19 protein-coding genes are annotated in these 20,463 nt (G+C 67.7%); 9 read left to right on the top strand and 10 right to left on the bottom strand.

The window, feature by feature from the left end; genetic code table 11:
• Positions 1 to 11 precede the first annotated feature (11 nt).
• The gene (locus AB4Y92_RS14750; RefSeq protein WP_441820420.1) at positions 12 to 779 is read left to right on the top strand and encodes a LytR/AlgR family response regulator transcription factor; all 768 of its coding nucleotides are present in this window, start codon (positions 12 to 14) and stop codon (positions 777 to 779) included.
• Positions 780 to 994: 215 nt separating this feature from the next.
• A complete protein-coding gene (locus AB4Y92_RS14755; protein WP_441820346.1) occupies positions 995 to 1,375 on the top strand; it encodes a hypothetical protein in 381 nt (126 codons plus the stop codon).
• 475 nt (positions 1,376 to 1,850) lie between these two features.
• Here the strand turns inward: AB4Y92_RS14755 and AB4Y92_RS14760 are convergent, their stop codons facing one another.
• Positions 1,851 to 2,738 (bottom strand): methyltransferase domain-containing protein, encoded by an 888-nt coding sequence (locus AB4Y92_RS14760; protein WP_441820347.1) that lies wholly within the window; start codon positions 2,736 to 2,738, stop codon positions 1,851 to 1,853.
• Between the two features lie 216 nt (positions 2,739 to 2,954).
• On the opposite strand from AB4Y92_RS14760, the gene AB4Y92_RS14765 reads away from it, so the two are divergent.
• From AB4Y92_RS14765 to AB4Y92_RS14775, 3 genes are all read left to right on the top strand, one after another.
• On the top strand, positions 2,955 to 3,779 hold the full coding sequence (locus AB4Y92_RS14765; protein WP_441820348.1) for a helix-turn-helix domain-containing protein: 825 nt from the start codon (positions 2,955 to 2,957) through the stop codon (positions 3,777 to 3,779).
• Positions 3,780 to 4,001: 222 nt separating this feature from the next.
• Positions 4,002 to 4,346 (top strand): hypothetical protein, encoded by a 345-nt coding sequence (locus AB4Y92_RS14770; RefSeq protein WP_441820349.1) that lies wholly within the window; start codon positions 4,002 to 4,004, stop codon positions 4,344 to 4,346.
• A gap of 187 nt (positions 4,347 to 4,533) precedes the next feature.
• The gene (locus AB4Y92_RS14775) at positions 4,534 to 5,094 is read left to right on the top strand and encodes a hypothetical protein (RefSeq protein ID WP_441820350.1); all 561 of its coding nucleotides are present in this window, start codon (positions 4,534 to 4,536) and stop codon (positions 5,092 to 5,094) included.
• 42 nt (positions 5,095 to 5,136) lie between these two features.
• Here the strand turns inward: AB4Y92_RS14775 and AB4Y92_RS14780 are convergent, their stop codons facing one another.
• Positions 5,137 to 6,153 carry a M28 family peptidase gene (locus AB4Y92_RS14780; RefSeq protein WP_441820351.1) on the bottom strand — a complete coding sequence of 339 codons (1,017 nt, stop codon included), beginning with the start codon at positions 6,151 to 6,153 and terminating at the stop codon, positions 5,137 to 5,139.
• A gap of 186 nt (positions 6,154 to 6,339) precedes the next feature.
• Between AB4Y92_RS14780 and AB4Y92_RS14785 the strand changes: the two genes are divergently transcribed.
• A complete protein-coding gene (locus AB4Y92_RS14785; RefSeq protein ID WP_441820352.1) occupies positions 6,340 to 7,713 on the top strand; it encodes a DUF2252 family protein in 1,374 nt (457 codons plus the stop codon).
• 54 nt (positions 7,714 to 7,767) lie between these two features.
• On the opposite strand, the gene AB4Y92_RS14790 is transcribed toward AB4Y92_RS14785, so the two are convergent.
• The 3 genes from AB4Y92_RS14790 to AB4Y92_RS14800 all read right to left on the bottom strand — a co-directional run bounded on the left by AB4Y92_RS14790 (position 7,768) and on the right by AB4Y92_RS14800 (position 11,045).
• Complete coding sequence (locus AB4Y92_RS14790; RefSeq protein ID WP_441820353.1) at positions 7,768 to 8,505, bottom strand: siderophore-interacting protein; 738 nt, start codon at positions 8,503 to 8,505, stop codon at positions 7,768 to 7,770.
• Positions 8,506 to 8,723: 218 nt separating this feature from the next.
• The gene (locus tag AB4Y92_RS14795; protein ID WP_441820354.1) at positions 8,724 to 9,527 is read right to left on the bottom strand and encodes a MipA/OmpV family protein; all 804 of its coding nucleotides are present in this window, start codon (positions 9,525 to 9,527) and stop codon (positions 8,724 to 8,726) included.
• A gap of 618 nt (positions 9,528 to 10,145) precedes the next feature.
• Positions 10,146 to 11,045: a LysR substrate-binding domain-containing protein gene (locus AB4Y92_RS14800; protein ID WP_441820355.1), complete on the bottom strand. Its 900-nt coding sequence runs from the start codon at positions 11,043 to 11,045 to the stop codon at positions 10,146 to 10,148.
• 101 nt (positions 11,046 to 11,146) lie between these two features.
• On the opposite strand from AB4Y92_RS14800, the gene AB4Y92_RS14805 reads away from it, so the two are divergent.
• The 3 genes from AB4Y92_RS14805 (at position 11,147) to AB4Y92_RS14815 (ending at position 13,458) form a co-directional block, all read left to right on the top strand.
• Positions 11,147 to 11,854 carry a type 1 glutamine amidotransferase domain-containing protein gene (locus tag AB4Y92_RS14805; RefSeq protein WP_441820356.1) on the top strand — a complete coding sequence of 236 codons (708 nt, stop codon included), beginning with the start codon at positions 11,147 to 11,149 and terminating at the stop codon, positions 11,852 to 11,854.
• Between the two features lie 50 nt (positions 11,855 to 11,904).
• Positions 11,905 to 12,747, top strand: a complete 843-nt coding sequence (locus AB4Y92_RS14810) for a type 1 glutamine amidotransferase domain-containing protein (protein WP_441820357.1) — start codon at positions 11,905 to 11,907, stop codon at positions 12,745 to 12,747.
• 246 nt (positions 12,748 to 12,993) lie between these two features.
• Positions 12,994 to 13,458 (top strand): carboxymuconolactone decarboxylase family protein, encoded by a 465-nt coding sequence (locus AB4Y92_RS14815; protein ID WP_441820358.1) that lies wholly within the window; start codon positions 12,994 to 12,996, stop codon positions 13,456 to 13,458.
• A gap of 48 nt (positions 13,459 to 13,506) precedes the next feature.
• Here AB4Y92_RS14815 and AB4Y92_RS14820 read toward each other — a convergent pair whose 3' ends face one another.
• The 5 genes from AB4Y92_RS14820 to AB4Y92_RS14840 form a co-directional block, all read right to left on the bottom strand.
• A complete protein-coding gene (locus AB4Y92_RS14820; RefSeq protein WP_441820359.1) occupies positions 13,507 to 15,318 on the bottom strand; it encodes a hypothetical protein in 1,812 nt (603 codons plus the stop codon).
• Positions 15,319 to 15,462: 144 nt separating this feature from the next.
• Positions 15,463 to 16,683, bottom strand: a complete 1,221-nt coding sequence (locus AB4Y92_RS14825; RefSeq protein ID WP_441820360.1) for an XVIPCD domain-containing protein — start codon at positions 16,681 to 16,683, stop codon at positions 15,463 to 15,465.
• Positions 16,684 to 16,750: 67 nt separating this feature from the next.
• Positions 16,751 to 17,410: an ankyrin repeat domain-containing protein gene (locus AB4Y92_RS14830; RefSeq protein WP_441820361.1), complete on the bottom strand. Its 660-nt coding sequence runs from the start codon at positions 17,408 to 17,410 to the stop codon at positions 16,751 to 16,753.
• Between the two features lie 322 nt (positions 17,411 to 17,732).
• Positions 17,733 to 18,449, bottom strand: a complete 717-nt coding sequence (locus AB4Y92_RS14835; protein ID WP_441820362.1) for a tetratricopeptide repeat protein — start codon at positions 18,447 to 18,449, stop codon at positions 17,733 to 17,735.
• Positions 18,450 to 18,526: 77 nt separating this feature from the next.
• On the bottom strand, positions 18,527 to 20,434 hold the full coding sequence (locus tag AB4Y92_RS14840; protein ID WP_441820363.1) for a hypothetical protein: 1,908 nt from the start codon (positions 20,432 to 20,434) through the stop codon (positions 18,527 to 18,529).
• Positions 20,435 to 20,463: the final 29 nt, after the last annotated feature.

The following is a 20,463-nucleotide window of genomic DNA, read 5'->3' on the forward strand; positions in this document are numbered from 1 at the left end:
CCGCGCCGGGCTTGACCGCACTGGTCGCCGAAGACGAAACCCTGCTGCGCCGGGCCCTGGTCGAAGCGCTGCAGGTGGCCTGGCCGCAGCTGCGCATCGTCGCGGAGTGCGAAGACGGCGCCGAAGCGCTGGAAGCGCTCGCCGAGCATTGTCCCGACGTCGCTTTCCTCGATATCCGCATGCCCGGCCTGACCGGCCTGGATGTCGCCGCCGCCGCCATCGATGTCAGCCCGCAGACCCAGATCGTGTTCGTCACCGCTTACGATCAGCATGCGATCGACGCGTTCGAACACGGCGCCATCGATTACCTGCTCAAGCCGGTCACGCCCGAGCGGCTGGCGGTCACCGTGCAGCGCCTGCAGGCGCGCCGCAACCGCGGCCAGAGCGAGCGCGATGCGCTGACCGAACTGGCCCAGCGCCTGACCGCCAACCAGTCCGCGCGCGAGGACAAGCCGGCATTGACCTGGATCACCGCCAGCGCCGGCCGCGAAACCCGCCTGATCCTGATCGACGACGTCGCCTATTTCCGCGCCGACAACAAATACACCACCGTCGTCACCGCCGACGGCGAAGCGCTGCTGCGCAAGCCGATCCGCGAACTGCTCGACGTGCTCGACGGCAGCCGCTTCAAGCAGATTCACCGCTCCACCATCGTCAACCTCAAGGCCATCGCCGGCATCGTCCGCGACGACAGCGGCAAGGGCACGGTGCGCCTGCGCAACCGGCCCGAAACCCTGACGGTGAGCCAACCGTTCATGGCCTTGTTCAAGACGATGTAGTCCACCCGGACGCCGGCCGCGCGCGCGGCCGCACCGTCCCGGTCACAAATCCGGCCTCGACCACGTCGCGTCTGCGGACAGCGTCTGCGCAGATCGCTGCGCGTGGCAATGGCTCGGGAACCTCGGCGCGGCGACGCGACAGGTTTCCAAGCCCGCTCGAACCATGCGGCCTGCACGGCGCCACGATTCATTCAAAGCAGACCAGGGAGTTGGACATGCGTAACATGATGGCCTTGCTGTACTACTTGTGCGCCTTGCTCGGGTGCGATGTCGGCGGAACCACGATCGTCAATCGCAGCAACGACAGCGGCGTGGATATCATCGACAGCCAGGTGCGCATCAGCGAGCAGATCGCCAAGTTCGAATGCCGCGCCAGCCGCAGCGGCACCTGTCATTACTCCTTGTTCCGCAGCCAGTGCGCCAACGCCAAGGCCAAGCCGGCGCAGGCCCCGCATTGCACCGAGAGCGCGTTCGAACGGTTCGATCTGGCGGCCGGCGCCACGCGCGAAATCATCGACATCGCGCCGGGGTTCACGCTGTGCGTCAGCGATAAGAACGATGCGGTCGGGGTCGATTGCAAGGCGTTGGCGCGATAACGAGGGACCGCAGATTGAGCCCCTCTCCCGCTCGCGGGAGAGGGAGAGAAATGGAGAGACTTAGTTAGCCGGTTCACGCTCAATCCCGCGCCTCCAGCCGAAACCCCGCACGTTGCAAAATTGAACTGTCCGCCCCGCCGTATCCCCCGCGTTGTCTAGGTCATGCAAGGACCGACCGGCCGCACGGCGGGAGGGGAACATGGAACTGTTTGACCAAGACGACTACCGCCTGCGCGGTGCGAGTCGGGTACTGCCGGGACAAACGATCGACGAAGCCGATTCACGCCGGCGGGTGCCGGTCCGCGATACCAGCCGGCTCGACCACCTGTATCGGCTCAAGCTGGCCGGACGCGATCCGGAGCGGCTGAAGCGGCGGCGGCGTTCGCTGCACGAAATCGCCTGCTGGATCGCGGTGGCGCTGCTGACCGCCGCGGCGCTGGCCTCTCCGGTGCGCGCCGCCGAGGCGAGCGCGCGATCACGATGCGGAGTCGCCGCTCCCGCGCGGCACGAACACGGCGATGCGATCGCTGTGCAGTTCCGCGTCGATCGCTCGCAACCAATGCTGCGCCGCCAGCACCTGTGTGCACGGCCCGAGGCTGCATAGGCGGATGTCGCGCCGCTGCGCCTGCTCGCGGATGCGTTCGAGCATCTCGCCCAGGACGCCGCCGGTGAACGGCGTGTACAGATAGAACACCGTCGCCTGCGACAGATCGGCCGCGCGCGCATCGGCCTGGATAAAACTTACCCGGCTCAGGCGCAAGTCGTCGGCGGCGGCGCGCGCGCTGGCAACGTAGGCGGGTTCCAGTTCGACGCCGATGCAGCGCGCGGAGGTGCAGGCGCCGACCAGCAAGGGAACGTGGCCGAGGCCCGAACCCACGTCCAGCAGCACATCGTCCGCACCCGGAGCCAGGCGCCGGATCAGATCGAAGATGTGCCGGGCCGGTGTCGGTTGATAGAACACCATCTCCGGCGCCAGCGCGGCGACGTCGTCGGCGGGTTCGTGCCATTGCGCGATACCGCCGAGCAGCGCGTCGAGATGATCGTAGCCCTCGCCTTGCGCGATGCTGGTGTCCGCGTCGGCGTGTCCGGCGAGCGGCATCCATTCGCGCAGGCAGTGCGCGCCGTCGCCGCGGCGGATGGCCTCGCGCAGGTTCCGATAGAGCCGTTCGTTGACCGCGTCCAGACGCGCTTGCTGGGCGGCGATGTCCGCGCTCAGCGCCAGCGTGTCGGGCGCATCGGACAGGTACAGGCTCAGCCGCTCGATCCGGTCGAGCGCGTCCACGCGTTCGCGCAGGCGCTCGGGGCGGTCCAATGTGAGGTCGCCGCGCAAGCGCTCGATCAGAGCGAGCAATGCCTCGCTCATGCCCATCGGCCTCGGCCGCCGTCGCGATGCCGCGCAGGCGCCGCGATCGGCTGTGTATTGTCGCTTCCGCCCATTTCGCATCCGAGGTTGAAACCGCGCGGGCTTGCGCAAGCAGGCGCCGAGTGCCGACAGATTAAGCGCTGCGGCTGCCGCCGTCAGCCGGCCACGCGGCCGGCGGCGGCCAGTCGCTATCGGCCGAACCTCCGGCTCGATACCATGCATGCATCGCCGACGGTCACCGCCTCTGGCATGCATCCGATCCCGCATTCCCCCATGCAGGTGTTCCAGCAGGCGCCCAGCGCGCCGCTGCGGCCGTTCGTGCGCCGATTCATGGTGGTCGAGTTCGCCAGCGCGCACGACGACACGCATCTGCCCGACACCGGCGCGGTCGCGGCGTTTTCGTTTCGCGGCCGCTGCCTGCTGGATGCCGGCGAACCGGTGCCGTTGTCGGCGCTGACCGGCCTGCGCGATACCTTGCGCGCGCATCGCCACGACGCCGGCCACTCAGTGCTGCTGGCCTCGTTCTCGCCGGTCGGCGCGGCCGCGTTCCTGCGCCCGTCGCTGGCCGAATTCGCCGGCACCACCACCGACCTGAGCGGGGTGCTGGGACGCGAGGACGAACTGCGCGCGCTGCACGAACGGCTCGCGCTCGCCCTCGATCACCCGCAGCGCGTGCGCCTGCTGGAAGCATTTCTGCTCGCGCGCCTGCGCCAGCCCGCGCCCGATCCGCTGATGACGGCCGCGGTCGCATGGCTTGAGCGGCAACCGGCGCTGCGGCGCATCGACGCCCTGACCCGGCATATCGGCCTAAGCCAGAGTGCGCTGGAACGCCGCTTCAAGCGTGTGGTCGGCGTGTCGCCGAAGAAGTTCGCTTCCATGCTCAGACTGCAGCGCGCGGTGCGCCTGCATACGGCCGGCGCCGATCTGGCCGAACTGGCCTTGGCCGCCGGTTACTACGATCAGGCGCATTTCAATCACGACTTCCGCCGCGCCACCGGCCGCGCGCCGACCGCGTTCTTCGACGCCGCCGTATCGCGCTGATCTGCCCGGCCGCGCGCTGGCGGCACGCCGATTTTTTACAAGCCGGCGCGATCCGCGCGCGGCACAGTGCGCGCCATGCACTCACTTCATCTCCTTCACCGCGAGCGGCCGCGCCGTCGATCGTTGCAGCTACTCGCCTTGTATCTGCTTGCGATCGCCGCGCCGCTCAGCCATGCCGCGCCCCTCGCCGCGCCCTCTCCCGATACCCGAGCCATTGTCGCCATGAACACCTACGTCATCCTGTTCCGCCGCCCGCGCGCCGCGCTCGACGACGCCGAGCAACAACGTCTGAACCAGGCCGTCGGCCCCTGGGCCGCCGCGCAAAACCAGGCCGGCCATCGACTCGATCCGCATCTGCTCGCGGCCGAAGGCCGTTATCGCGGCCCGCAGACGGCCGCTACGCAAGCCGAGGCGCCGCCGGTGACGGCCTTGCTGTTTCTGCATGCGCGCGATCTCGACGAAGCCGCCCGCGTCGCCGAAAGCCATCCGGGTCTGGACTACGGCTTCAGCGTGGAAGTGCGGCCGTGGTCGGCGCCGCAACGCGGCAACACCGCGCCGCCGCGCTGATCCTCGCCCCGCCCCGGGGGCATCGGGGGCTGCCGCCTTGTCGCGGCTTCGGTAGCGGTCAGACAGGCCCGGCCGGCCCCTTGTCTTCGAATTGTCACGCAACAGCCATAAATTGCCGTCATCCCACGACGGCAGCCTCCGCTTTGGACCTGTCCGGTCGCCGGTTCTCTTTACAGGCCCTTCCCCCATGCGTTTGTTCAAACTCGTTTCCGTATTGCTGGCGCTGGCGCTGCTGTCGCCGATGGCCCTGGCCAAACCGCCGTATGTCGAGATCGAACAACGCCTGACGCCTGAGCAGTTGCGCGAAGTCGGCCTGTCGGCCGAGCAGCTGGCGACGCTCAACCGCATGCTGCGCGAAGCCGACGACAAGACCGCGCCGCCGGTGGCCGAAGCCGCGCCGCACGCGCCCGGCCCGGCGATCGGCGCGGGTGCGCCGCAAGCCGCCGGTCCCGCCGATCCCGCCGTCGGCGCCGGCGCGCCGCCCGCTCACCGCCCCGGCGCGGGCCAGTTCATCGGCCTCAACGACGAGCCGATCAAGAGCCGCCTGAAGCACGACGTCGCCGGCTGGGAGCCGGGCACGGTGTTCGAGCTGGAGAACGGTCAGCAGTGGAAGGTGCTCAAGGGCGCGATGAAACTGCCCAAGCCGATGGTCAAGCCCGAGATCGTGGTCATCCCCGGCGTCGCCGGCCGCTGGTTCCTGCAGGTCGATGAAGACACGCCGAAGGCGCGGGTTTATCGCATCGATTGATGTCGCGAACGAGGCGGTGCGAAAAACCCGCCGCCTCGCCGCTCACGGCTGCTGAGTCACCGCATACACCGCCTGCACCACCTTCGCCATTCGCGCGTAGTCGAGCTTGTCGTAGGTATCGCTGGCCTGATGGTAGGTGTTGCTGCGCAGGAACGCGGTGTCGCTGACCATCAGCGCCGGATAGCCTTCGTGCCAGTAGCTGAGGTGATCGGAGAAATCCACGCCCTGCACCAGCAGCGGCGGGGCGTTGATCGAATACACCGGCAGGTCGCCGGCGCCGGCCATCGCCGCCTTGATCCTTCGGGTCGCGCCGAAGTCGCTCATGCGGCCGGTGACGACGACGAAATCGCCGCGGTCGGAATACAACCAGTGCATGCCGCGCACGGGATAGCGCTGACTGCCGGGGCGGTCGCTGAAGCGGCCGATCATTTCCAGCGACAGCATGAACTCGACCTCGCGGCCGGCCTCGCGCAGCGCGCGCGCGTGCCAGGCGCTGCCCATGTGTTCGCTGCGGAAATGCGGCGGCTCTTCCAGGGTGTAGGCCACCAGTTCGATCGGCCGCGTCTGTGGGCTGCGGCCCAGCAGGCGCGCGAGCTCCAACAATCCGGCCACACCGCTGGCGTTGTCGTCCGCGCCGGGCGTGTGGGTCTTGGGCGAGTAGCCGCGCTCATCGTCGCTGTCGCGGCCGACATCGGCGAAGGAATCGTAATGCGCGCCGATCACCCGCAGCGGCCCGTTCTGCGGACCGAAACGCGCGATGACGTTGCGGTAGGTGACGCCTTCCACCACCACGTCCTGATAGCTCACCTGCGCGCCGGTTAGCCGCAGTTGCTCATGGATGTGGCACGCGGCCAGATCGATGTTGTCGAACTGATCGTAACTGCGCGGATACAGGTCCACCGACAGATATTTGACGTCGGCGCGCAGCCGTTGCGGGTCGGCGGCCGGCGGATGCGAGGGCCGCGGCGCGACGAAGGGCTGCACGACCAGGGCCAGCGCCAGGGCGGCGAGCGCGGCGAGGATCAGCAGCAGATACAGCAGATGTCGCAGGCGTCGCACGGTCCAGCCTCCTTGCCGTCGCCGGAACCGCTCCGGCGCTCCATCAAACCGCAGTTCGCGCCGCGGCGCCATGGCGGCCGGCGGCGGGATTCATGCCGCTGACATGGACGCATGGTCGACTGTCGCGGCGCATCGGAACCTTCCGTGGGCCGGCGCGCGCCCCTTCTTCCGTCCGGATCCGCCCGCATGCCGCCTCGCAGCGCTCCCTTGCTCGCTCTCGCCCTGGCCCTCGCCGCCTGCACCAACGCTCCCGACGCCGACGCCGCCGGCGCGCGCAAGAGCTGGGTGGTCGCGCAGATCCGCGATTACAACCATCCCTACGCCGCCGCCGCGAGCAACGAGCTGGACACCAAGCTGGCGACCATGGCCGGCAGCGCCTACGACTTCTATCGCGGCGCCGATCATCTGTTCTATCAGGACATGCTGACCCGTCCGGCCTCGGCCTACACCAGCGCGCAGACCGGCTACACCTGGCTCGGCGGCGACACCCACCTGGGCAACTTCGACGCCGCGCGCGACGCCAGCGGCAAGGCCGTGTTCAAGGCCGCCGACTACGACGAAGGCTATCTGGGCCAATACGTGTGGGACCTGCGCCGGCTCGCCGCCAGCATGGTCCTGGCCGGCCGCGACAACGGCCTGAGCGACAGCGACATCGGCGCGGCCATCGACACCCTGGTCGGTGCGTATCTGGATCAGATGTCCGCGTTCAAGGGCAGCGACGGCGAAGCCAGCCTGCGCCTGAGCAAGGACAACACCACCGGCGTGGTGGACGATTTGATCGCCAAGGCCGACGGCAAGACCCGGGCGAGTCTGTTGTCGAAATACACCGCGCTCAGCGGCAGCGCTCGCCGCTTCCAGAACCTGTCCAATCTGGTCGCGCTGCCGGCGGCCGGTTACAGCGCGGTAAGTGGTTCGATGGCCGCTTACGTCGGCACCATCGCCGCGTCCAAGCGCTATGCCAGCAGCTACTACACCGTGAAGGACGTGCGCCAGAAGCTCGGCTCCGGCGTCGGCAGCCTGGGCAAGCTGCGCTATTACGTGCTGATCGAAGGACCGACCGCTTCGACCGCGGACGATGTGATCCTGGAGTTCAAGCAGCAGGCCGCGAGCGTGGTCGCGATCGCCGCGCCCGGCCGCATGCCGGCCACCGCCTATGGCGATCATCAGGGCCAGCGAGTGGCGCGTACCGCCAAGGCGCAGACCATCGATGCCGACGTGCTGATCGGCTATGCCAGCATCGCCGGCCAGCCGTATTACGTGCATGAGAAGTCGCCGTTCCAGGAAGACTTCGATGTCAGCAAGCTCGACAGCGCCGGCAAGTTCGATACCGCGGCGACGTATCTGGGCCAGGCGCTGGCCAGCGCGCATGCCTTGGCCGATCAGGACTACGACGTGTCGGTGGTCAGCTACAGCATCGACAAGCAGGTGACGGAAGCGGCGACTAGCAAGAGCGGGCTGAAGTCGGAACTACGCGCGTTCGCGTTCGACTACGCCGCGCAGACTCAGCTGGATTGGCAGGCCTTCGTCGAGGCGTATCAGGCGGGAACGCCGTTGTACTGATGCGCGCGGCGGCAATGCTTGCGCGACTGCGAACGCTTGCGGCGAAGCAAGCGTTCAATCCAGCCCGGTGCGTCCCGGCGCCCAGTACGGTTTGATCCGCAAGGCGCCGCCGCCCAGGCCCTGCGCCTTGAGCGCGCGGCCGATGCGCTGGATCGCCGGCGCGCGGCCGGTCAGCACGAAGCTGGTGCGGATCTCGGCGCTGCGCTGGATCGCATCGAGGGTCTGATCCAGATGCGTGTCGTCGGCGCGGCGTTCGATCAAACGCGCTCGGCCGATGCCCAGCAGGTCCAGTACCCGTTGCGATCGCGCCGGCGAGGCGACTTCGAACACGCAACGCAGGCCGGGCTCGTCGCGCTGCAACGCCGCCGCCAGCGCGAACGAGGTCTCATCGCCGAACACCACCGTGCACGACGCCAGGTTCTGCAGATTCAGCGAACCGCGCGGGCCGAAGATCTGTCGCACTTCGCCCTCGGCCACGCCGCGCGCCCAGTCCGAGGCAGGGCCGCTGCCATGGCAGTAAGCGAGGATGCGCATGCGGCCGCTGGCCGGATCGAGTTCGATCGGGGTGAACGTGCGCGTCTGCAGTCCGCCGTCGAGCTTGAGCTGGATCTTGTCGCCCGGCGACCATGCGCCGCGCTTGAGCGCGTCGCCCTGCATCGCGATCAGGCGGAAATCCGGATCGGGCGCCTGCACCGAGGTGATCTGCACCGGCCGCATCAGCAAGCGGGTGAAGGCCCGTTCCAACAGTCCGGCGCCGGGCGCCTGTCGTGCGGGTAATGCGGATTGATGCATGAGTACGGACTCCTGATTCGATCGCAATGGATTGCGAAGAGCCTCCTCATCCGTCCCGCGCTGGCGCGGGGCAGGCTCTTCGGGCGCCTTCGCCCGCTAACGGGCGAAGGCAGTCGCTCGATGACATACACCGGTTACGAAATCGCTCGCGGCTCTCGCCCGTCAAAGGGCGAGAACCGGAGCCTTGCCTCGTTCAACTCAGGTAACGCGCGCCGCACTCAGAAGCTGCGCGTAATTCCGAAGAACGCCTGGCCGACGCCGTCGGTGTTTTCCGCCACCAGCGGGCTGTCGCTGATGTCGTCCGGCAGCACCTGATAGCTCAGGTTGGCGATGAAGCGCCACTTCTCGGCGAAGGGCTTGGCCACGGTCACGCCGATGTGGGGAATGGTCACGCTGCCGGGGCGATAGCTGACCACGCCGCGCGCGACTTCCTTGTCCAGGGTGCCGTAGTAGTAGTTGGCCAGATCCTTCGACAGCGCGGTCACGCCGACGCTGGGCGTGAACAGCCAGCCGCCGGCCTGCATCGGATAGCGATAGCTGACATCGGCCTCGTAACCGCCGCTGACATCGGCGATGTCGGCCTTCACTTCCACCTGGATTTCGCCGGCCGTGCCGCGCCAGCTGGCCGAAACGCCGGCATCGACGCTGTCGTCGCGATCTTCGAGCAGGTCGCGGTTGATGCCGCGGCGCGCCAGTTCGCGGCGGCCGAAATCGTCCCCGTCCATCGCGTCCAGGCGGCCCGAGACGAAGCCGTCGAGAACGAAGCTGTCGCTCTTGACCAGGTGGTAACCGGCGGTGATGCCGCGGAAATAGAAGCGCTCGCCTTCGTAGCCGAAGAACGGAATGGCGCGGGTGTGATTGCCCTCGCCGGCATACAGCTCGGTGCGGATGCCGCCGGCGATGCCGAGGCTCCAGTTGGACGGTGCGACGTCGGCGCGCTCCTCGCCCTCCTGGCGTACCTGGGCCGACACTGCGAAGGGAAGCAACAACAGCAACGGCGATACGAGGCGAACCATGCGCATGAAATAGTCCTGTCAGGAGAGTGGGGAGCGCGAGGAACGCGACGCGGCCTTCGCACCACGCGATGCTAGCGAGCGCGGTTTAAGAGTTCTTTAAACCCGGTCGCTTTGCCGACATATAAAACGAGAAAGGTCGTTTGGGTTTAGCGGCCGTTAGGGAAACCGCCGCGTCGCGGCGGGATGGCGTGCCACTACACGGGGGCGTATCGATGCGGTTGGTTCGTGCGCGGCGTTCGGGGTTGCGCGACGGTCCGCGCAGTGCGCTGCTTCCTGGCGAGATCGTGTCCGTTCTTGGAGTTGGTTCAACGTAGCTGCTTCAGGTGCGGAGCATCTTCGTTTTTGCTCGTCATTCCCGCGAAGGCGGGCTCCGCTTTACTTCGGCGGAGCCGAACATCCAGAGACTTCAGCGTCTTCTTTCAGAACGTCATTCCCGCGAAAGTGGGAATCCAGTGCCTTTCGTGCGAGAACGTTTGAAGTCGCTGGATTCCCGCTTTCGCGGGAATGACGGACTGGAGGCATGGCGCTGAAGTCTCTGGATTCCCGCCTTCGCGGGAATGACGAACAAAAAAAGCAGGTGCGCCACACTCGAAGCCGAAACGTTGAAGACGTAGAACAGCCCCCTTACGCCTCCCCCACCATCAAATCGATCAACGCACGCGAAGCGGCCGACAAGCGCCGATGCGGCGCGTAGATCAACGAAAACGGACGCGAGCGTCCGCGCAGTTGCGGCAGTACTTCGACCAGGTGCCCGCGCTGCAGGCGATCGGCGACGATGAAGTCGTAGGTCTGGCACAGGCCGGCGCCGTGCTCGGCCAGCGATACCACGCCGAGCACGTCGTCGGAAACGCGCAAGGTCGATTCCGGCGTCCAGTCGATGTCGCGCTCGCCATCGCGGAACTGCCACTGCGCGATGCGGCCGGTACTCGGCATTTCGAACGGCAAACACACGTGCGCGGCGAGATCGTCCAACCCCTGCGGAATGCCGGCGCGTTGAAGGTACTCCGGCGAGGCGACCACGCACAGCATCGCGTCTTCGAGCTTGCGCGCGACCAGACCGCTGTCGGGCAACTGGCCCAGGCGGATCGCTAGGTCGTAGCCCTCGGCCACCAGATCGACATTGCGATTGGCGATGTTGAGTTCGATCGACACCCGCGGATACCGCTGCGCGTAACGCTGAAGCATCGCCGGCAGACGGTAGTGGCCGTAGGTGGTCGGCACGCTCAGCCGCACCCGTCCGCTGAGTTCACCGTTCTGGTCCTGGATCGCGCGCTCGGCATCGTCGATCAGAGCGAAGGCCGAACGCGCGTGTTCCAGATAGACGCGGCCGGCGTCGGTGAGCCCCTGGCGGCGCGTGGTCCGCCGCAGCAGTTGGGTGCCGAGCCGGTTTTCCAGGCGGACGATGGCGCGGCTGATCACCGACGGGGTGGTCGCCAGCGCCACCGCCGCCGCGGTCAGGGAGCCGTGCTCGATGACGGCGATGAAGGTTTCCACATCGCCCAGGTGGTCGAATCGACGGCTCATCTTTGCTCCTGAAGAACAGATGATTTGTTTTTACAGGATTTTATCGCCGCCGAAGAAGCCAATACAGTGCCCGCACTCTCCCTTCCCCGCTGGACACCGCCATGAGCCCGAACGCCTCCGCCTCCCTCAAGCCCGTGCTGTTCGTGCTGACCAGCCACGGCGTCAAAGGCTCGACCGGCCAGCCGACCGGTTATTACCTGGGCGAGGTCACCCATCCGCTGGCCGAACTGGAAGCGGCCGGGATCGCGGTGGAGTTCGCCTCGATCCAGGGCGGCGAGCCGCCGGTGGACGGCCTGGAGGTCGAAGACGCGCTCAACGCGCGCTACTGGAACGACGCCGGCTTCCGCGCCGCGGTGCGCGACACCCGGGCATTGGACGCGGTCGATGCCTCGCGCTACTCGGCGATCTTCTTCGCCGGCGGCCACGGCGCGATGTGGGACTTCCCGGTCAGCGACGCGGTGCGCCGGGTCACGCGCGAAATTTTCGAAGCCGGCGGCGCGGTCGCCGCGGTGTGTCACGGCCCGGCGGCGCTGGTCAACGTCACCCTCAGCAACGGCGCGTATCTGGTCGCCGGCAAACGCGTGAGCGCGTTCACCGACGAAGAGGAAGCCGCGGTCGGCCTGAGCGATGTGGTGCCGTTCCTGCTCGCCAGCACTTTGCGCGAACGCGGCGCGCTGCATCAGCCGGCGCCGAACTGGAGCCGCCAGGTCGTCGTCGATGGACGCCTGGTCACCGGACAGAACCCGCAATCGGCCGGTGCCGTCGGCGCCGCGCTGCGCGAACTGCTGCTGACGCGCACCGCCGTTTGATCCACGCATTCCCGCGCCGTTGCGGCGCCCCCCTGTCTACGAGCCCTCCGATGAAATCCCTGCAAGTACTCGCCGCTTCTCTCGCCCTCGCCTTGTCGTTCGGCAGCGCCCACGCCGGCTCGGTGCTGATCGTGCTGTCCGATGCCGACCACCTCGATCTCAAGGACGGCAAAACGCTGTCCACCGGTTTTTATCTCAACGAACTGATGCAGCCGGTCAAGGCCTTGCTGGACGCCGGCCACCAGATCACGTTCGCCACGCCGCAGGGCCGCGCGCCGACGCTGGATCGCAGCTCGGCCGATCCGATGTACTTCGGCGGCGACGCCGAAGCGCTGCGCGCGCATCAGGCGCTGCTCGATCAATTGGCGCTGACTTCGGCGGAAAAATCGCCGGTGGTGAGTCTGGCGCGGATCGAGCAAACCGGTTACGACCGCTACGACGCGGTCTATATCCCCGGCGGCCACGCGCCGATGCAGGACTTGTTGAACAGCCCCGCGCTCGGCCGCCTGCTCAGCGATTTCCATGCCAAGAACAAAACCACCGCGCTGGTCTGCCACGGCCCGATCGCGTTGCTGTCCACCCTGCCCGACGCGGCCAGCTTCACCGCGCAGCTCGCCACTGGCGGCCGCGCATCGACGCCGGCGCAGTGGATCTACGCCGGTTATCGGGTCACGGTGATCAGCAATCAGGAAGAGACCATCGCCAAGCCGCAGCTCAAGGGCGGGGAGATGAAGTTCTATCCGCAGACCGCGCTGGAACAGGCCGGCGCGCGCTACAGCAGCAATACCCAACCGTGGACTTCGAAGGTGGTGGTCGACCGCGAACTGATTACCGGGCAGAACCCGGCCTCGGCGGCGGATGTAGGCAAGGAGTTGCTGCAACGCTTGAAGTAAGCGGCAAACCCGCTTCGGCGTTTTTCGCTCGCCACGCAACACACCAAAACGGCCGTGCTCGATGCACGGCCGTTTTCTTTTTGGGGGCATGTCACGTTCGCGATACCTGCCTCGTCAGACCCGGTGTAAGGCCGATGCGAACGTGGCGGAAATATTCACCAAGCCGATGTCACGTTCGCGGCGCCTGCTTCGTCAGACCAGTGAACGCCCGATTCAACACCCCTCACCCAGACAGGAGATCCACCCATGACCCTCCAAGCCCGCATGAATCACCCCGCCGTGGTGCTGCCCGAAACGATGAAAGCGCTGTGGGCGCTGAAGGCCTCGGTCGAGCGCAAGGGCGTGCCCGATGCCACGCTGATCCTGATCGAGTTGCGCGCCAGCCAGATCAACGGCTGCGGCGCGTGCGTGGACATGCACGCCAAGGCCGGCAAGAAGGCCGGCGAAACCGATGAGCGCCTGTTCGCGGTCGCGGCCTGGCGCGAAGCGCCCTACTTCGACGACGCCGAGCGCGCGGCGCTGGCGCTCACCGAAGCGCTGACCCGGATCAGCGATCGCCCCGAGTCGGTGTCGGACGAAATCTGGAGCGAAGCCGCGCGCCATTACGACGAAGCCGCGCTGGCCGCGTTGGTGGTGGCGATCGCCAACATCAACGTCTGGAACCGGCTCAACGTCGCGGTGAAGCAGCCGGTGGGCGTCTGGAAGGCGTGAGCAGCAACGTGGCGTGTGTGCGGTGCCGACGACGCGCCGCGCACGCGCTCACATGCGCGAACACGACAGCGCGCTGGCGAACACCGGCGTCGGCGCGTTGCGCGCGCGCAGCACCGGCTGTCCGGACTTGAACAAGCGCGCGATGCGGTCGCGCGACAACCATTCGTTCTCGAAGGCCTGGCGCACGAACCAGTCCGACAATCCGGCCTGATCCGGATCGTCGAGCCGATAGCCGACCCGGTCTTCGTCGCCGATGCGAGCGATGTGATCGCTCAACACCAGCAACGGCACCGACAAGCCGCCGCGCACGATCAACTGCTGATCGTTGTAATCGCCCCACAGGAATTCGCCCAGTTCGCAATCGCCGCCGACCAGCAGCGCGCCTTCGGTGATCAAGGCGCGCGCCTTGAGCGAACCGGCCACCACCAGCAGGCTTTCGTCGCAGTCCAGGATCGGCCCGTCGACGGTGAGATCGCCGGTAACTACCAGCGGATGGCTCAGCTCCAGTGGGCCGTTGATGTGCAGATCGCCGCAGACCCACATCGGTTCGCGGCCCGGCGTTCCGCACGGCGACTGACGCACGCCGGCCAGCGCCAGGCTGCGCGCCAGCAACAGGTGATGCCACGGCGCGCGCTGCGACAGCGCGCCGCCGAGCGCGTCGTTCCAACTCTCCGGCGGCGTGCGCTGCAACTCGGCCAGGGTGGCGTCGAAGTCGCCGGCGCTGTCGCCGTACAAACCGGCCCAGAAATCCGCCTCGGCCGGATTCAGGCGCGTGGCGCCCGACTGCAGCTGCGCCACATCGGCCGGCGCCGCGCGCGGGCGCGTGGCGTCTTCCAGCAATTTTTTCACCGCCACCGAATTGGCGTAGTCCAGAGCGTTGTCGTTGCCGACTTCGCGCAGCGGATCGGCGCCGGCGGCGAGGTAGGCCTGCACCGCGACCGTATCGCCCTTCTCCACCGCGTAATGCAGCAAGGGATGGCCGTCGCGCATGGTCGCGTTGGGGTCCAGGCCGGCGGCGAACAAGGCATCCAGATAGATCGCCGTGCCGGGCAATTTGAACAGGCTCAGCCGCCACGCGTTCGAAACCAGATTGGGCATGCCGGCGAGCAAGGCCGCGAGCAGGCGGCCGACGATCAAGGCCGACATCTGCTTTTCAGGCACCGTGGCGTGATTGCGATAGGAATCCACGCAATCGAACTCTATCGCGCCGCCGCCGCGGCTGCCGCGGCGTTCGCGCAGTTCGCGTCGCGCCCAGGCCTGGAACTGCGGCCGCAGCACCAGCGGATCGAAGGCCCAGCGCAGATCGCGCGATTCGATGTAGTCGGCCAGGAAACCGAATTCGGGCTGCGCGCGGGTTTCGCTGTCCAGCACCGCCTGCCACGCGCGCAAGCGTCCGCGCGCGGCGCGGTAGTGGCTGTCGGGAAACCATTGCTCGCGTTCGTAGTCCTGGAACGGCTGCGCATCCAGGGCCTTGTACGCATCCAGGCGCAGGCCGGCCTGTTCCAGCGCGGCCGCGTCGGGGCGGTCTTCCAGCGCCAGCAGCGCGGCGGCGACGTTGGTCGCGCGCGCCAGCGCCGGGCGGATCGGCGAGGCCTGCGAATCGGGTTGGGCCAGCACTTCGAACGCGGTCGCCAGCGCGCGGCCCAGCGCCCACGGATAGCGGGTGCGGTCGTCGTTGCCGATGCTCCACTTGATCGTGTCGCGCATGTGGCTGGCGATGTAGGCGTACAACACCACCGGATCGCGCGGATAGCGCTTGAGATGGGCGTCGGCGACGCGACGGCGGTTGCTGTTGCTGGAATCGGGCTTGAGCAGCTCGGCCTGCGCGCGCGGCAGGTCGGGCGAGGAAATCGGCGTCATGACGCGGGAACGTCCTGTCGGGAGATGGACTTCCTTATGCAGACGAAGCAACGGCCCCGTATCCCGTATCGCGCGCGGATCGGAACCGGCAAAGCGTGAACTCGAACAAGCCGGCGGGGCCGCGGCCGCCGCCGGCGATGCGGCTCAGTTGCTCATCGCGCGGCGTTGCTCGCTGTGCGCGGGCGCTTCGGCCGGCGCGGGCTGGGCCGGCGCGGCGTTGTCCGGCGGTTGCGACACCGCGCGCTGCTGGTCGAGGAACACGCGACGATGGCCGGGATCGTCCAGTCCGCCCTGGACCAGGAAGAAACCGCCGCCGTCGCGGCCGGGGATCACGTGATCGATGCGCTCCATGCCCTGCGCGCGCGCGTCCAGCGCGCAATGGCTGGCGGCGTTGCGATAGCCCTGCTCGCCGCGGAAATCCAGCGCGCCCGGCTCCAGGCCGCGCAGACCGCGCAGCGCCTGACCGTAGAGCGCATGGCCGGGATGGGCCGGGTCCGCGGGCCCGGACTGGGCCTGCGGCGCCAGCGCCGCGCCGGGCTCGCTGGCGACGCGGCCGCGGCCGGCGTCGTGCTGCCCCGGGCCGGGCATGGCCATTTCCTGCGCCTTGATCACCGCGTCGATGTAGTGGATCTGCACGCCGTGCTTGATGCCGTTGCCGGGCACCATGCGCTCCCAGAACGACTGCGGGTCCGGATCGGGCAGTTCGATCTTGTGTCCGACCGCGTCGGGCATCGCCCACTTCAGCGGAATGCTGTGCTCCTGCAGATCGGTGAGGATTTCGTTCTTCACCGCGTAACGGCGGATCTGGCCGTTCTCGGCGACCTCGCGCTTGGCCGCGTCGGCGTCGATGCCGATGCGTTCGAGCGTCTTGTCGTGCACGCCCGAAGCATTGAAGGTCACCGCCGGAATGCCGCTGCTGATCGACGCCGCGCCGGCCAGACCGCCGCCGAGCGAATGACCGGTGATCACCACCTCATCGCCGAACGCCACGCTGGCTTCGCTCGCCAGCGCGATGGCCTGGTTGTACTGCGCATCCTTGAAGCCCAGGCCCTGGCGGAAATTGGTCACCCAGTCCTTGCCTTCGTCGGTGCCCGAATAGGCCAGCACGTAGTGGCCGTGTTCGTCGCCGTAGATGCGCGCGAGAAAACCCGAGTCCTTGTTTTCCAGGCTGGACGGATCGATGCCGGCCGCCGTCAGTTGCTCGGCGTTCAACGGTTTGAAGCCGTCGATGCCGGGGCCCAGATCGTAGAGGTCGTCCATCAGCCGGGCGAGGGTCTTGTCGATCGGCTTGGCCTGCTGGCCGCGCACTTGATCGGCGAAGGATTGCGGCTGCTCGCCCGCGGGCGGTTGGCTTGACTGGCTCATGCTGCGGTCTCCCTGAATTCCTTGGTGTGCCGTAGTTCCTGATGTCCGGCGCGATGTCGCCGAGGTCTCAACCGCGTTCCAGCGCGATGCCGTGCTCGCGCAGCCACGCATGCAGCGCATCGCGGTCGGCGCGGGTGCGCGCGTTGAGCAGGCTCGGCGGCGTCATGAAGGCGTAGCGTTGGAACGTCACGCCCTGAGCGTTGCGCGCGTTGGCGTCGGCGCCGGCCTTGAGCAGTTCCAGCGCGTGATCGGGCTGGTTGATCTTGCCGGCCACGTGCAGCGCGGTATTGCCCATGCGATCGGCGTGATTGGGATCGGCGCCCGCGCTCAACAGACGCTTGAACTGCACCGGCCTCTCGCCCATCAACGCGGCGCTGAGCGGTGTCGCGCCGGTCACCGAATGCCGCGTGTCCGGATCGGCGCCGTGCGCGAGCAGGGTCTCCAGGAACGCGGGATCTTTCGCCATCGCCGCCAGATGCACGGCGGTGCCGCCGTCCACGCCGGGCCAGGCCGGATCGGCGCCGAGTTCGAGCAACGCGCTCAACCCGTCCAGGCTTTGATTGAACACCGCCCATTCGAGCAGGGTCACCTGCCTGTCGCCACGCGCGGACAGATCCACGCCCGCGGCCAGGCGGCGGATATCGGCGCGATCGCCCGCGGCGACGGCGTCGGCCAGCTCGGCCACGCGCGGATCTGCGAATACCTGATGCGTCACTGCTTCGGACATCTTTGGACTCCTCCTGAGCACCTTGCGGACTTTCCCCGAGGCCCGCCTGAAGGCGGGAGGTCTTGCGAAGCGCACGTACACCCCCGCCGTAGCGCCTTGCGACATACGGCCACGTACCGTGGCCCGGGGAGCCTAGCAAGAACTGGGTGACGTTGCAGCCGGGACTGCGTCACAGTTTTGCGGCGCATGGCATGCAGGCGGGCGATTCCGCGGCGTGCGACGGCGCGAATGTCGGCCTCGATACCGATACGGAATCGAGTGCGTGATCGGGTGATAGGGATCGTCGCTAAGCGCTCGATCCGGTCGGCCGATCCGTGCCGGACTACTTGCCGCGCGCCGCCAACCAACGCTGATTGCGCGCGGTTTCTTCGAATTGCCGATACAGCGCCTGATGCTCGCCCGGACGCTGCGCGCCGTCGCGGAACACCGCTTCGGCTTCAGCGTAGCGGCCGAGCTTGAGCAGGCATTCGCCGCGCGAGAACCTCGCCGCATGGCCTTGCGGATTCACTCGCAGGGAATGCTCGAAGCCGGTCAACGCCGCGGCGTAGTCGCCCAGTTCCATCAAGCTGAAAGCGCGGTTGTCGATCGCCTCGAAGAACAGCGGAAACAGATCGAAGGCGCGCTGGTAATGTTCGATCGCGCGTTGCGGCTGGGCCTGTTCGCTCAACGCGCAGCCCTGGCGGTATTCGGCGTTGGCGCTGGCGATCAGCGCGCTCAGATCCTGGCCGGTGGCTTCGACATAGCGCGGGAAATCGGTGTGCTTGAGGTATTCGAAGAAGCCGGCCTTGTCCGCGTCGGTGAGCGGCTGCGAATGCAGCACGCTCCAGCGCGCCTTGAAATCGGCCGCGTCGATCGGCGCGTGATGCACCGCGACTTCCAGCATCCGCAGCGCATCCATGTGGGGACGCTCGCGCGTCGGCCGGTAACCGGTGCAATGGAAGACTTCCCTACCATCGGGCCAGATGTCGATTTCGAGAATACGCACCGTATTCCAGTCGCCGTTGTCGTCCTGCAGGATGATGAAATCGCCGGCTTTCATATGGGTTCCCTGGCAGTTGCGCACGAGCTTAAGCGCCGCCGCTGCGCCGCGAAATCCGCGGCGCGGCGGCGGGCCGATCAGTAATCGGCGGGATTCGCGCTGAAGCGCACCGGCACGGTGATGTCCACGCATGCGCCCACCGGCAACACCACGCCGGTTACCGCGATCGCGTTGTCGTTGACCGCTCCGCCGCCGGCCGGACAAGTGCCGCCGCCGCTGCCGGGCGCGCACGACCACGGCGCGCGCAGAAGCGCACCGTTGGGCAGGTTGTCGCGAATGGTCGCGCCGCTGGCCGCATCCGGGCCGTTGGCGTTGCAGGCGCGCACGATGTAGTCGGCCTGTCCGCCCGGGGTGTAGCTCACGTTGTTGTCGTTCTTGCTCAGCGACAACGACACGCACACCGCATCGACCGTGGCCGCGGCGCTGTTGTCGGCGCTGCCGCCGGGCGCCGGGGTGACGAAACCGGCTTGCGCCGAACTGCCTTCGGCGAACGGCGCGCGGGCGGCGATGGTGGCGGTGTTGACGATGGCCGCGCATTGGCCGGCGCCCAGGGTCGCGTTGATCGTGTACCTCAGCCCCGCGCCGGCCGCGGCGTTTCCGGCCGGCAAGGTGGCGGTGGCGTTGATCGCGCCGCTGCCGCTGGCGGCCGGGCAGGTCGCCGCGCCGATCGGCGTGCAGGTCCACGAGACGAAGGTGAGTCCGGCCGGCACCGCGTCGGACAGGTTCACCGCCGCGTCGTGCGCGCTGGTATCGCCCACCGTCGGCCGCGCGGTGTTGTTGCGATAGGTGACGGTGAACTGCACGTTGCCGCCCGGCGTGGGCGCGGCGTTATCGACCTGCTTGGCGGCCTGCAGATCGACGTCGTTGTCCACGATGGTGAGCGTCGCCGTCGTCTGGCCGGCGCTGCCGCTCGCGCAACTGGTGGTGGAGGTCAGGGTGTAGTCGTTGGCGCTGGGCTGCGCGGTGAACTGCACGGTTTCGTTGTCCTCGATCACCGCGTCGTCGGTGATGCTGATCGGCAAGTCGAAGCTGGTGTTGTCGTAGCTGCCGGCCGGAATGCTGACGTTGACGATGTTGCCGCTGCCGCTGGTCACGCTGAAATCGCTGCCGAGCGCGGCGGTGCCGCCGGTGATGCGAACGGGAACCACGATGCCGCCGGCCGGCACGGTGCCGATCACGCGCAACCGCGGCAATGTCGCCGCCTGGCCTTCGCGGGTGCTGTAGTTGGCCGCGTCGAATTCGATGTAAGGGCGCAGGGTGATCTGGATTTCGTCGAGAAAATTACCCAGCGAAATGGCGCCGCTGCTGCTGACCGCGGCGAATCCGACCTGCTGCACGCCCGAGGTTCCGGTGTAGGTGAAGCTGCCGCTGTAGTCGCGCCAGCCGTTGCTGCTGGCGCCGATGCTCAGCGTGCCCTGGCTGGCCGAGGACGGCGTGCCGGCGGTATCGACGCGATCGGTGCCGTTGTTGGTGGTGCCGATCTGGGCAATCGGGCTGGTCACCGCGGTGGCGGTGCTGCCCGATGCGTTGACGCCGAAGCTCATCACGTCCGGCGTCGTCGCCGAGTTGCGGCCGCGATGGCTCAGCCGCCAGCTGATCACTTCGCTGTTGGTCAGGCAGATGTTCTGGAAGATACGCGAGGCCTGGCTGGCGTTGAGTTCGGCGTGCTGCTTGCCGGCGCGCGCGGGCGTGGAGTTGAAGCTGTTGCCCCACAGTTCCACGACCGGCCCGCTGGCCGGGTTGGGCGTCACCCCGCAACCGCCGGCGATGCCAGAAGGGTGCGTAGTGTTCCAGCCGGTGACCTGTTGCGGCCCGACCAGGAACGCGACGCAGGCGCCGGTGCCCAGATCGGGCTGTTCGAAACCGAGATTGACGAAGGTGCGCTGCACCTGCGCCTGCGCCGGCAATACCGCCGCCGCGATCAACGCGGCCAGCGCGGCCGCACACCCTCGGCGCGCAGGGCGCCACGCGTTGTCTGTAACCATGAGCCGCCTACTCCCCCTGTGAGGCAGGC

Source organism: Lysobacter sp. TAB13 (assembly GCF_052113885.1).
Lineage (GTDB): Bacteria > Pseudomonadota > Gammaproteobacteria > Xanthomonadales > Xanthomonadaceae > Lysobacter > Lysobacter gummosus.